The organism is Alloalcanivorax sp. (assembly GCF_964221125.1).
In the GTDB taxonomy this organism is placed as follows: Bacteria; Pseudomonadota; Gammaproteobacteria; order Pseudomonadales; family Alcanivoracaceae; genus Alloalcanivorax; species Alloalcanivorax venustensis.
Map to the genome: position 1 here is coordinate 1 of NZ_CAXPXK010000025.1, position 12,037 is coordinate 12,037.

12 protein-coding genes and 1 other RNA gene are annotated in these 12,037 nt (G+C 66.1%); 5 read left to right on the top strand and 8 right to left on the bottom strand.

The annotated features are described in order from the left end of the window. The 6 genes from ACEQZD_RS03135 to ACEQZD_RS03160 form a co-directional block, all read right to left on the bottom strand. On the bottom strand, window positions 1-1,126 hold a 1,126-nt coding region (locus ACEQZD_RS03135), incomplete at its 3' end, for an Ig-like domain-containing protein (protein WP_370183885.1). A gap of 12 nt (window positions 1,127-1,138) precedes the next feature. After that, window positions 1,139-2,500, bottom strand: a complete 1,362-nt coding sequence (locus ACEQZD_RS03140) for an outer membrane protein transport protein (RefSeq protein ID WP_370183887.1) — start codon at window positions 2,498-2,500, stop codon at window positions 1,139-1,141. Window positions 2,501-2,944: 444 nt separating this feature from the next. Then, window positions 2,945-4,162 carry an FAD-dependent monooxygenase gene (locus ACEQZD_RS03145; protein ID WP_370183889.1) on the bottom strand — a complete coding sequence of 406 codons (1,218 nt, stop codon included), beginning with the start codon at window positions 4,160-4,162 and terminating at the stop codon, window positions 2,945-2,947. Next, on the bottom strand, window positions 4,162-5,328 hold the full coding sequence (locus ACEQZD_RS03150; protein ID WP_370183892.1) for an FAD-dependent monooxygenase: 1,167 nt from the start codon (window positions 5,326-5,328) through the stop codon (window positions 4,162-4,164). The genes ACEQZD_RS03145 and ACEQZD_RS03150 overlap by 1 nt, the downstream gene beginning before the upstream one ends. Continuing rightward, on the bottom strand, window positions 5,325-6,647 hold the full coding sequence (pepP, locus tag ACEQZD_RS03155) for a Xaa-Pro aminopeptidase (RefSeq protein WP_194856105.1): 1,323 nt from the start codon (window positions 6,645-6,647) through the stop codon (window positions 5,325-5,327). Before pepP ends, ACEQZD_RS03150 begins: the two co-directional genes overlap by 4 nt. A 9-nt stretch (window positions 6,648-6,656) precedes the next feature. Then, entirely contained in the window at window positions 6,657-7,259 is a 603-nt protein-coding gene (locus tag ACEQZD_RS03160) for a UPF0149 family protein (protein ID WP_370183895.1), read from the bottom strand. Window positions 7,260-7,457: 198 nt separating this feature from the next. Between ACEQZD_RS03160 and ACEQZD_RS03165 the strand changes: the two genes are divergently transcribed. From ACEQZD_RS03165 to ACEQZD_RS03180, 4 genes are all read left to right on the top strand, one after another. Beyond that, window positions 7,458-7,673, top strand: coding sequence for a TIGR02449 family protein (locus ACEQZD_RS03165; protein WP_083209676.1), 216 nt, complete (start codon window positions 7,458-7,460; stop codon window positions 7,671-7,673). Then, entirely contained in the window at window positions 7,670-7,993 is a 324-nt protein-coding gene (locus tag ACEQZD_RS03170) for a cell division protein ZapA (protein ID WP_142947741.1), read from the top strand. The genes ACEQZD_RS03165 and ACEQZD_RS03170 overlap by 4 nt, the downstream gene beginning before the upstream one ends. A 34-nt stretch (window positions 7,994-8,027) precedes the next feature. Continuing rightward, window positions 8,028-8,211, top strand: a non-coding RNA gene (gene ssrS, locus ACEQZD_RS03175) — 6S RNA. A gap of 125 nt (window positions 8,212-8,336) precedes the next feature. Continuing rightward, window positions 8,337-8,900, top strand: a complete 564-nt coding sequence (locus ACEQZD_RS03180) for a 5-formyltetrahydrofolate cyclo-ligase (protein WP_370183899.1) — start codon at window positions 8,337-8,339, stop codon at window positions 8,898-8,900. Here ACEQZD_RS03180 and ACEQZD_RS03185 read toward each other — a convergent pair. Both ACEQZD_RS03185 and ilvA read right to left on the bottom strand, forming a co-directional pair. Beyond that, complete coding sequence (locus ACEQZD_RS03185) at window positions 8,885-9,037, bottom strand: hypothetical protein (protein WP_185956861.1); 153 nt, start codon at window positions 9,035-9,037, stop codon at window positions 8,885-8,887. The two genes, ACEQZD_RS03180 and ACEQZD_RS03185, sit on opposite strands and share 16 nt — an antisense overlap. A 357-nt stretch (window positions 9,038-9,394) precedes the next feature. Continuing rightward, a complete protein-coding gene (gene ilvA / locus ACEQZD_RS03190; protein ID WP_370183902.1) occupies window positions 9,395-10,912 on the bottom strand; it encodes a threonine ammonia-lyase, biosynthetic in 1,518 nt (505 codons plus the stop codon). Between the two features lie 135 nt (window positions 10,913-11,047). Here ilvA and rpiA point away from each other — a divergent pair, with 135 nt between their 5' ends. After that, the gene (rpiA, locus tag ACEQZD_RS03195; RefSeq protein ID WP_370183898.1) at window positions 11,048-11,701 is read left to right on the top strand and encodes a ribose-5-phosphate isomerase RpiA; all 654 of its coding nucleotides are present in this window, start codon (window positions 11,048-11,050) and stop codon (window positions 11,699-11,701) included. Window positions 11,702-12,037: the final 336 nt, after the last annotated feature.

Below are 12,037 nucleotides of genomic sequence, written 5' to 3' on the forward strand. Positions count from 1 at the left end.
ACGGGTCGTCGCTGTAGGGGTTGGGCAGCAGGTAGCCGTTGGCGTCGCCCAGGAAGGTGACGGTGACTTCGCCGGAATCAAAGCCGGCGGGCACTTCGCCGCCGATGCGCACGTCCAGCGGGTCGCCCTTGAGCAGTGAGCCCTTGGGCACGCGCAGCGGGGTTTTGTCCGGGAAGTTGGGGGCGAAACCGAGCTCGGCGAACACATTGCCCTGCTGCTTGGAGACGGTGTTGTCACCCAGCAGCTTGGCAATCAGCGGCACGCAGTTGATCGGGTCGCCGGTGATCGGCGAGGTCTGCACGCCGTCGTCCAGGCAGCCGAGCACCGGGTCGGCGGGCGCCGCTTCCTGCACCAGGGTTTCGCGCGGTTTGGTGTTGCGCGGCGAGAAAGTGCGGGTGAAGCCGCCGGCCAGCACTTCGCCGTAAAGGTTTTGCACGCCGTTGCTGAGTTCCAGGGTGACGTCGCTGCCGCTGCTCAGCTCGTTTTGCGGGTCGATGCTGATGTGGCGGCCGTCCACGCGCAGGTAGGCGGGCACCGTTTCGCCGTCCTGGGTGAGGGTGACGGTGTCGCCGTAGACCACGGTCTGGCGGTCCAGCGGCTGGGTCATCACCAGGTTGACCGAGGAGAAATCCAGGAACGGCAGGTCGTCGCCGTCCGGGCTGACGCTGGCCACCTCGAAGGTATCGCTGAGCTGGCGCAGGGCGCGCGGTTTGCCTTCCAGGGCGGCGCGGGTCTTGAAGTCCACGCTGCCGTCCGGGAGGGCGGCGTCGCCGTTGTCGGTGCGGATGTTATTGAGAGTGAGCGCGTACTCACTTTTCACCGCCAGGGCCGGATTGGGCATCAGCACGGCGCTGCGGCCCTGGTCGGCGCTTTCCACGGTGAAGTTCACCGGGCCGTCCGGGCCGGTGAGCGTGAAGTTGGACGCGTCCACCTCCACCGGGTCGGAGAAGCGCACCACCACCGGGGCGTTGGGGGAGACTTCCGCCTGGCCGTCGAACGGGTAGCTGTAGACCACCTCGGTTTCCTGCCAGTTGTCGAAACTTACCGTTTGCTCGTCACTGCTGCTGCCGCCGCAGGCGGCCAGTATCGCGGTGCCCGTGAGCACTATCAGCTTGCGCATATCCATGACCGACCTCCGTTAGAATTTCAGCGTGACCGAACCGGAGAAGACGTGGACGTCGCCGTCCGCTTCCACGGTTTCGTAGGGTTCCGGGTAGGTGGGCGAGTTGGTGGCGTAGAGATCGAACTCGCGGGCTTCGAGTTTCTGGTACTGGTAACCGAAGTCGAAGCGCACCGGGTAGGCCAGGAAATGCGGGTTCTTGTACTTGGCGGTGAGGCCCAGGCCGACGATCCACTTGTCCGCGTCCAGGTAGTTCACGTCCAGGGACGCGTTGGATTCCAGCGGGGACTCGCTGTAGGCGACGCCGCCGGTGAGCATGAAGGTGTCGTTGAGCTCGAACTCGGCACCCAGGCGCGGCACCACGATATCCTGAAATTCCAGGGTGCCCACTTCGCTGTTCACCGCCTGGTCCTTGATGGTGTCGCTGTCGAACTCTTCTTCCAGGTCGGACCACTGCTGCATTTCCACCGAGGCGCCGACGCGGAAGCGCTCGCCGCCGTAGAGCAGGCCGGCGGAGTAGATGTTGGGCTGGTAGGAATCCAGGGTGGTGACTTTCAGGTTCAGACCCGGGGGCGCGATGGTGCCGGGGATCACGGTCTGCGCGTCCACGGTGGTGTTGGTGTTGGAGTAGCCGCGGAACGCGAAGGCGGTTTCGAAGCCGTCCAGCCAGCAGCCTTCGTTGTCGGGGCAGAAGGTTTCCGCCATGTCCACGGTGGCGCTGAGAATCGGGCGAATCGACGGCTTGGCGGAGACGTTCAGTTCTTCGTACTGGGTTTCGCCGGCCAGATTGGTGGTGGCCACCAGCTCCGCTTCCGAATGCAGCGTGATACGGGCGGAGGCGCCGATGTCGATGCCGCGCCACAGGGTGGTGGCGCCGCCCAGGTTCAGGAACAGCGGCTGACGGCCGTATTCGAAGTACTGCCCTTCCCGGGAGGTCTGGGACTCAAACGCCAGCATTTCCTCACCGTATTTCTCCACGCCGATCATCACGCCGAAGAAGATCGGGTGGTTGAATTTGGTCAACGAGGAGAGATCGGTCTTCATGCCGATCAGGGTGTGCTGGGAGGGCGAATCCTGCAGCACGTCACCGCCGCTGCGGTTGGGCGGGTTGGCGCCGCCCAGGCTGGTGGCGCGCAGTTCGTGGTCGGCGTGCAGCAGGCCCAGGGTCAGCTCACCGCGCGGGTCCTTGGTGAGGTAGGCCGGGTTGTAGTACACGGCGGAGACCTGGGTGTTGAACATGGACAGGGCCTGGGCGGAGGCCACGTCGGAGGGCAGCACCCCGTAGGTGGTGCCGATGTTGCCCATGCTGGCGTAGGCGGCGGTGGTGGAACCAATGGCAAGCGCCAGGGCAGCGCCCCGGGCGACGATTTTATTGTTCATGGCGAACTACTCCGTCAGGCCGTCTCGGGGAAGAACGGCGGCTTTGTTATTTACAGGTGTTCACTTAACGGGCGCGCAGTATGTGCGACGAATTAGAAACAAAACACTGGTTAACGCTACATTTCGTGCACTTTTGTTAACCGTTTCCGTTAGTCAAAACCTTTTACTGATGCGGATTTTATAGGCTAATAATTAAGTATCGGCTCTGGGTGCCCCTCTACCATAAGACCTTATTAGAATCGCTGTAGACCGCGTGATCAGCGGGCTGCGGCGCCAGGGCCAATAACGGACAGAAAATACGGCTTGTGAATAAACGTCAACGTATCGGAACCACAAAACTTGTAAAAGATGCGTGAGGACAAACGGAGGCCGCGTTGTCAATGTTTACGTCATTGACAGCTGTGTACATCGGGAAATAAGCGACGCGGCCCCCGGGGCTGCGGGTCAGGGTCGGGCGTTGCGGGGGAGGTCGCCGGCGCGGCCGAGGGCGCGGTGCATGAAGGCGTGGCGGGCGGGGGCGAGGCGGTTAACCAGGCCGAGGCCGGTGTTGCGCAGCCAGCGGACGGCGGGTTCGGGGCGTTCGAACAGCAGCTTGAAGCCGCGCATGGCGTTCTGCATCAGCAGGTTGTCGGCGCGGCGGCGGCGCTCGTAGCGGGCCAGGATGGTGGCGTGGGCCACCGGCAGGCCGGCGGCGCGGGCGCGGCCGAGTTCTTCGGCGAGCACGGCGGCGTCCAGCAGGCCCAGGTTGATGCCCTGCCCCGCCAGCGGGTGGATGACGTGGGCGGCGTCGCCCACCAGCGCCAGGGCGCGGCCCTGATAGCGGCTGGCGTGGCGCTCTTCGATGGGGAACACGGCGCGGCGGCTGACCACCCGGGCGGCGCCCAGCACCTCGCCGGTGGCCTGGCTGAGCGCGGCGCCGAAGGCGTCGTCGTCCAGCGCCATCAGTTCGTCGCTGCGCTGCGGCCAGGCGGACCAGACGATGGAGCACCGGTGGCCGCCGTGGCCGAACAGCGGCAGCAGCGCCAGCGGGCCGGAGTCCATGAACGCCTGGCGGGCGCAGCCGCCGTGGGGTTGGTCGGTTTCGATGGTGGCCACCAGGGCGCGGTGGCCGCTGTCGCGGGCCGGGGCGGGGATGCCGGCGGCGTCGCGCACCCGCGAGCGGGCGCCGTCGGCGCCCACCAGCAGGTCGGCGCTGAAGACCCGGTCGCCGGCGGTGACCCGCCAGCCGTCACCGTCCCGGATCAGGTCGTCCACCGGAGTGTCGCCGTGCCAGGCCAGGGTGTCGCGCTCGCCGGCGGCCTCGAACAGCGCGGCGGTGAGGTGGTCGTTCTCCAGCAGCCAGCCCAGGCAGTCGGCGCCGGCGTCGGCGGCGCTGAAACGCACCTCGCCGGTGCCGTCCTGGTCCCACACCTGCATGCTGGCGTAGGCCTGTACCCGCTCCGGATCGAGACGGTCCCAGACGCCGGCGTGGCGCAGCAGCCAGTGGCTGGCCTCGCTGAGCGTGGACACCCGGGGCGCGGATTCGCCGCTGGGGCGCACCGGCGCCGGCCCGGCGTCCAGCACCCGCACCGAGAAGCCCTGGTCCGCCAGCAGCAGCGCCAGCAAGCCGCCGGCCATGCCGCCGCCGACGATCAAAACATCCGTGTGCAGTGCGTTATCCATCACAACCCCATGGCCCGGCGGGCGAAGTTTTTGCGGGCGGTCGGTAGCAGATCCAAGGCCAGCAGACCGAGCTGGCGGCTGTGGGCGAACAGCGGCTGGCGCACGCGGAACAGCTCCGGCAGCCAGCGCGAGGCGTGGCCGATCTGGCTCTGGTCGGCGCGGCGGTCGGCGGCCCATTGCTCAAGCAGCGCCAGGCGGCCCGGCTGTGCGTCGCCGCCGACGCGGCGGGCCAGCAGTTCCAGATCGCGCAGGGTCAGGTTGAAGCCCTGCCCGGCCACCGGGTGCAGGGTGTGGGCGGCGTTGCCCACCACCGCCGCGAACGGCACCGCCTGGGCGCAGGCTTCGCTGAGCACCAGCGGGTAGCGGGCGCGCTCGCCGACGCGGGTGAGGCGCGGCATGTCGCGGCCGAGCCGTTCGCGCAGGGCGGCCAGAAAGGCGTCGTCGTCCAGGGCCATCCAGCGGTCCACGTCGTCGCGGGGGCCGGTCCAGACCAGCGCCATGCGCTCGCCGGGCAGCGGCAGCAGGGCCAGCGGACCCTCGTCGAGGAAGCGCTCGAACGCCTGGCCCCGGTGCGGCTCCGCCAGCCCGACGTTGGCGATCAGGGCGTCGTGGCCGATGTCCCGGTGGCGGGCGCTGATGCCGAGCCAGTCGCGGGTGCGCGAGCGGGCGCCGTCGGCGGCGATCAGCAGCGGCGTGTGCAGTGCTTCGCCATCGTCCAGTGTCGCTTCATAGCCGTCGGTGGCGCGGCGGATGCCGGTGAGCGACGCCGGGGCGCGCAGAGTGATGGCCGGGTCCGCTTCCACGGCGCGCAGCAGCACATGGCCGAACCAGCGGTTTTCCACCACCGCGCCCAGACGCGGCAAAGATTGTTCTTCGGCGGTGAGCCGGGCCAGGCCGAGGCGGCCGCGCCGGGACACGTGCACGGTGTCGATGCCGGCGGCGTTTTCCAGCACCGCGTCCTGCAGGCCGAGCTGATCGAGAATCGCCAGGCTGCCCGCGGACAGCGCCGTGCTGCGCGCGTCGAAGCTGGGTGTGTCCGGCGCTTCGCCGGCGGCCAGGGCGTGGCTCTCCACCAGCGTCACCGCCGGCGCCCCGTGATGGCGCAGCAGCAGCGCCAGCGCCGCGCCCGCCATGCCGCCGCCCACGATCAGCGGGGCAGCGCTCATGCACGCGCCTCGCGCATCAGGGCTTCGATGTCGTCGATGGCCTTGGGCACGTCGCGGGTGAGCACGTCGCAGCCCTCTTTGGTGACCAGCACGTCGTCCTCGATGCGGATGCCGATGCCGCGCCAGCGCTCTTCCACGGTGTCGTCGTCCGGGGCGATGTAGAGGCCCGGCTCCACGGTGAGGGTCATGCCCGGTTCCAGCTGGCGCCATTCGCCGCCGATGCGGTAGTCGCCCACGTCGTGCACGTCCAGGCCCAGCCAGTGGCCGGTGCGGTGCATGAAGAAGCGCTGGTAGGCCTGCTCTTCGATCAGGTCGTCCGGGTTGCCGGCCAGCAGGCCGAGGTCCACCAGCCCTTCGGTGAGGATGCGCACCACGGTTTCGTGGGGCACGTTCCAGTGGTTGTCGGTGTGGGTGGCTTCAATGGCGGCGTACTGCGAGGCCAGCACCAGCTCGTAGAGGGCGCGCTGCTCGCCGCTGAATTTGCCGTTGATCGGGAAGGTGCGGGTGATGTCCGAGGCGTAGTTGTGCAGTTCGCAGCCGGCGTCCACCAGCACCAGGTCGCCGTCCTTGAGCGGCGCGCTGTTCTCGATGTAGTGCAGGATGCAGCCGTTGGCGCCGCCGCCGACGATGCTCGGGTAGGCCGGGCTGCGGGCGCCGTGGCGCATGAATTCGTGCAGGTATTCCGCTTCCAACTGGTATTCGTACATACCCGGGCGCACCGCCTGCATAGCGCGCACGTGGGCGCCGGCGGAGATCTGGGCCGCCTGTCGCATGAGCTCGGTTTCCGCCTTGCTCTTGAACAGGCGCATGTCGTGCAGCAGGTGCGAGAGCGCCACGAATTCACCGGGCGGCTGGGCGCCGGTGCGCACCCGCTCGCGGATGGTGTTGATCCAGCCCATCAGGCGGCTGTCGAAGGCGGCGTCGCGGCCCAGGTCGTAGTAGACCCGTTCGCGGCCTTCCACCAGGCCGGGCAGGATGTCGTCGATGTCGTTGATGGGGAAGGCGTCGTCGGCGCCGTAGTCCGCCACCGCCCCTTCCGGCCCGGCGCGGTAGCCGTTCCAGATTTCCCGGGCGCGGTCGCGCTCGCGGCAGAACAGCACGTATTCGCCGTGTTCGCGGCCGGGCAGCAGCACCATCACCGCTTCCGCTTCAGGGAAGCCGCTCAGGTACCAGAAGTCACTGTCCTGGCGGTAGGGGTGTTCCACGTCCCGGTTGCGGGTGCGCTCCGGCGCGGCGGCCAGGATGGCGATGCTGTTGGGCTCCATCTGCTCCATCAGCTCGCGGCGGCGGCGCTGGAATTCCTGCAGACGAATGGTCATGGGTTCTCCTCAATGCCGGGTGGGCGGCGTTTCCAGTTCGGCGGCGTCGCCGGGGCCGGGCTTTTTCGCGGCCTGCTGTTTCATCACCAGGTCGGTGTAGATCATCAGCGCGGACATGCGGCAGTGCTCGGCGACCTGCTCGAACATGCGCTCTTCCTCCTCGCCGGTTTCTTCCGGCGTGGTCACCTGGCTCACCGCGGACAGGTCGGACAGCGCCTCCTGCACGCCCGGCGACAGCTCGGTGTCGGCGACGCCGGCGGCGCCGGTGCCGAAGCCCACCAGGAAGCCTTCGCTCCACTGGCCCAGGGCGGCCACGCGCAGGTCCAGGTCGTCCTCGTCGGCGGGCAGCAGCATGGGCAATTCCAGGCCGGTGCCGGAAAAGCCTTCGATGGTCTGATCGCGCCAATCGATCAGCGCGCGGGACAGTTCCGGCGGCAGCCCCTCGGGCTGCTCGGCGTGGGCGGCCAGGGTGCCCAGCAGGGCGTTGTCGTCCTGGCCGTGGCCGGTGGCCAGCAGGCCGCAGACCACGCCGTGCAGTTCGCTGGGCGAATTGGGAATGCCCGCCTGGGCGGCGGCGCGGGCGAGTTCGTCGAAGTCGGGCAGTTCGGGCATGGGGCTCCGTCTTTACTCTTTAATGACTTTCTGCAAAGCGGCGCTAAGTGCTTAACCCGCCTTGATTTGCGTTGACCCTTCGCAGGGCCGTATCTATAGTACAAAAAGCCGTCAATGGCGGCGGGCAAACTTCCTTCCCGCCTGCGATTCGGACCCGGATCGAGGGCTCAACCTTAGGCGAACAGCGACCAATTTGCCATGACGATGGAACAACAACTCCGGCAACTGGAAGCCCGGGTGGACGAGCTGCTGCGCATCTCCGCGCACCTGCGCCAGGAGAACCGGCTGCTGCGCGAACGGGAAACCCGCCTGCTCGATGACCGCGCCCAGTTGGTGAAGAAAAACGACCTGGCCAAGGCCCGCGTTGAAGCCATCATAACCCGCCTGCAGTCCCTTGAGCAGGAGGATTCATGAGCGACGGCCATTCCCTGGTGATTCATATCCTGGATAAGGAATACCGGGTCGCCTGCCCACCCGGCGAGCAGGACAACCTGCTGCGCGCCGCCCGCTATCTCGACAACCAGATGCGCGAAGTGCGCCAGGCCAATGTGATCGGCCTGGAGCGGATCGCCATCATGGCGGCGCTGAACATGAGCCACGAGCTGCTGGAAGCCCGCGAACAGCTGGGCGACGACAGCGGCAACGACGAGCGCATCCAGGGCCTGCTGAGCCGCCTGGACAACGAAATCCGCGCCTTCGAGGAAGGCAACGACGAGACGTCTGTCAAGCCCTGACCCTCACCCCCGCCCCTGTTATACTCTCGACAAGTGTTCCCTGGACCGTGCGCCAGCCGGGTTACGTCCCTGCCGATGCTTTACCCTTAGGGGTCCAAATTGGTGTGCCTGTGTGCATGTCCGCCTTCGAGCGGAAAGCCTAAGGGCATTAACCTGCGGTCCCCGCCTTGAACTTTTCGGTTCAAGGGCTACGCCCGCAGCGGCGGTTCGGGGGACACGCTTTATAATTCAATGGATAGTTGACAGTTGATAGTTAACAGTTAATAGCGGCGCGTTTAAGGGCGCCGGGTGCTATCCATGGACGCCTTCCTTTTCTATGAGTTCTGAACCTTCACGACAGCAGATGCGGCGGGCCCTTCGGGCGCGGCGGCGGGCTGTGTCCGCCGGTGAGCGGCGGCGGGCGGTGCGGGGGTTTGCGCGGCATTTGCCGGGGGCGCTGGGGGTGCGGCGGTTTCGGCATTTCGGGGTGTATCAGGCGGGGGACGGGGAGTTGGATCCGTTGCCCGCCCTGGCGCATTCGCGCTTCGGTGGGGCGGCTCTATACCTTCCGGCGCTGGACCGGGTGCATCGCGGGCGGATGCACTTCCGCCTGTGGCGGCGCGGGGGGCGGCTGAAGGCGAACCGGTTTGGTATCGGCGAGCCCCGTCGCCGGGAGCGGGCGCGGGCGGCCTGGGCGCTGGATGCGATTCTGGTGCCGCTGGTGGGCTTCGATGACCGGGGCCACCGGCTGGGCATGGGCGGGGGGTTTTACGACCGCGCGCTCGCGGACCTGGCGCGCCGGCCCCGGCGGCCGCGACTGATCGGCGTGGCGTTCGAGTTTCAGCGCCAGCCCAGGCTGCGCGAGGCAGCCTGGGACCAGCCTCTGGATCAGGTGGTGACCGACGTTCGGCGTTACTTACTGTCGTAATTGCTGAACTGCATGCCCGCGGAGTTCGCGAAGCGCTCCAGATCAGAATCGTTACCGCCGTGGGTGATGGTGCTGATCAGCACCCCAAGAGCAAATACGAATGCGAGGACGACAAGTGCGTCCGGCTTCTTCTTCATTGTGTTTCCATTCCCCAAATTTCAAGAAAGCTCGGTACAGTGGAGCCCAGTACAAATGCGGACCGCCGTTTTCTGGCCCCCCGGTATGGCCGGAGTGGTACGGCGTTTTCCGCTTCCCCTAAACCCGTGTCGGGCGAAAGACTCATCATGGTAGGCCATTTGTTTCGTAACAAGATGAGAACCAGATCAAAATTCGGGCATTCAGACCACTCAAGTCAAGGAGTTACGGCCTGTTTCTCACGCTTCTTAACAAAACTACAGCCCAACATTCAAATTCACGGGGCCTTCACCGCACATTAACGCATAAGGCGTTGTTCGCAGTGAAGGCCTGATTCAATACGACCGGCGTGCCCCGTTTTAGTTCAGAAACAGCCGGTAGGCCGGGTTATCACTCTCTTCCACCATCGGGTAAGGCACCTTCTTCAGGTCCTTGCGCAGGTTGCCCCGGTCGCCGAACGGCACCTGGAAGCCCACCAGCACCCGCCCGTAGGCGGCCCCGTGGTTGCGATAGTGGAACACGCTGATGTTCCATTTCTGGCCCAGCGACATCAGGAATTTGACCAGGGCGCCAGGGCGCTCGGGAAATTCCACCCGGAACAGCATTTCATCCAGGTCCTGCCGCGAGGTGTGCCCGCCCACCATATGGCGGATGTGCAGCTTGGCCATCTCGTTGCCGGTCATGTCGACCACCGGGTAGCCGGCTTCGCGCAGTTCCGCGATAAGCGGAGCAAGGTCCGTGCCACCGGGGCGGATCTGCACGCCGACGAAGATGTTTGCCTCGTGCTCGCTGGAGTAGCGGTAGTTGAACTCGGTGATGCTGCGCCGGCCCAGGGCCTGGCAGAACGCCCGGAAGGCGCCGGGCTTTTCCGGGATGGTCACCGCCAGGATGGCCTCGCGCTGCTCGCCCAGTTCGGCGCGCTCGGAGATGTGCCGCAGGCGGTCGAAATTCACGTTGGCGCCGCTCTGGATCGCCACCAGGGTTTTGTTCTCGGCGCCGTGCTTGTGCACCCAGTTCTTGAGGCCGGCCAGGGCCAGCGCGCCGGCGGGCTCGCAGATGGCGCGGGTGTCCTCGAAGGAGTCCTTGATGGCGGCGCAGATTTCGTCGGTGGTGGCGGTGATCACCTCGTCCACGTGGTCGCGCAGAATGCGGAAGGTTTCCTTGCCGATCTGGCGTACCGCCACGCCGTCGGCGAACAGGCCCACTTCGGAGAGCGTCACCCGGCGCTTGCGCAGCATGGCCGCCTGCAGGCAGGCGGCGTCTTCCGGCTCCACGGCGATGATCTTCACCTCGGGACGCACGTATTTCACGTAGGCGGCGCTGCCCGCCGCCAGGCCGCCGCCACCCACCGGGATAAAGATGGCGTCCAGGTCGCGGCTCTGCTGGCGCAGGATCTCCATGCCCACGGTGCCCTGGCCGGCGATTACGTCCGGGTCGTCGTAGGGGTGCACGAAGGTCAGGCCTTCTTTTTCCTGCAGCTTGGTGGCGTGGGCCAGGGCGTCGTCGAAGCCGTCGCCGTGCAGCACCACTTTGCCGCCGCGCTCGCGCACCGATTTCACCTTGATCTCCGGGGTGGTGCGCGGCATCACGATCACCGCGCGCACGCCCATGGCGCTGGCCGCCAGGGCCAGACCCTGGGCGTGGTTGCCGGCGGAGGCGCAGATCACGCCCTTGTTGCGCTGCTCGTCGGTGAGGCTGGCCAGCTTGTTGTAGGCGCCACGCAACTTGAAGGAGAACACCGGCTGCAGATCCTCGCGCTTGAGCAGCACGCGGTTGCCGATGCGCCGGGAGATCAACGGGGCCGCATGGATAGGGGTCTCCAGCGCCACGTCGTAGACGCGGGATTGGAGAATCCGTTTTACGTATTGATCAAGCATCGCAGGCATGGAAGATCCGGAAGGGTAAAACCGCTAGTTTACGGGGCGCGGGGCGGGAGCGTCCATTGCGCTGTCCTGTATCGACGGGCCAAGCGCCCGTATAATCGCCGCACCTTTGCATCGCGGAGACCGACCATGGACCAGAACGCTCTGAAGAAACAGGTGGCCGAGGCCGCCCTGCGCTACGTGCCGGAAGGCGAAGTGGTGGGCGTAGGCACCGGCTCCACCGCCAATTTCTTCATTGATGGCCTGGCGGCCATGAAGGACCGCATCGCCGGCGCCGTGGCCAGCTCCGAGGCCACCGCCGAGCGCCTGCGCGGCCACGGCATCCCGGTGCTGGCGCTGAACGACGTGGACCGCCTGCCGGTGTACGTGGACGGCGCCGACGAGGTCAACGAGCACCGCGAGATGATCAAGGGCGGCGGCGGCGCCCTGACCCGGGAAAAAATCGTCGCCGCGGTGGCCAAGGACTTCATCTGCATCGTCGACGGCTCGAAGAAGGTCAAACGCCTGGGCGCCTTCCCGCTGCCGGTGGAGGTCATCCCCATGGCGCGCTCCTACGTGGCCCGCAAGCTGGTGGGGCTGGGCGGCCGGCCGGAATACCGCGAAGGCTTCGTCACCGACAACGGCAATATCATCCTCGACGTCCATAACCTGGACATCGTCAACCCGCTGGAACTGGAAAAAACCCTCAATAATATTACCGGCGTGGTCACCAACGGGCTGTTCGCGCTGCGCCCGGCGGATGTGGTGCTGGTCGGCGAGGGCGGCGGCGTTTCGGTGTACTAGCGTTTGACCGCAAGCCACGCCCTGTTGTGCATAATATGACACTTAATACCTGGCACGGACGTTCCTCTTAACCGGCCCATTACGTTCGGCTACCCTCCCGCTACGTTCCGTAAAGTAACCCGTCCCCCGTCTACCGTTCACAACCTTTTTCATACGGCATTCACCACCGCTTTGTTTTATTAGTTGCATATGAGACGAGAGCGTTGTTCGCGGTCACCCCCGCAAAAACGCCTTTCGTCATCTTTCGCTGGCGCTCCTACCCGAAAAAACGTCCAGTGAAATAAAAGAGCTTAAATAAGCCCAATAACAAGATCCGGAGAGTCTTTATTATGTACC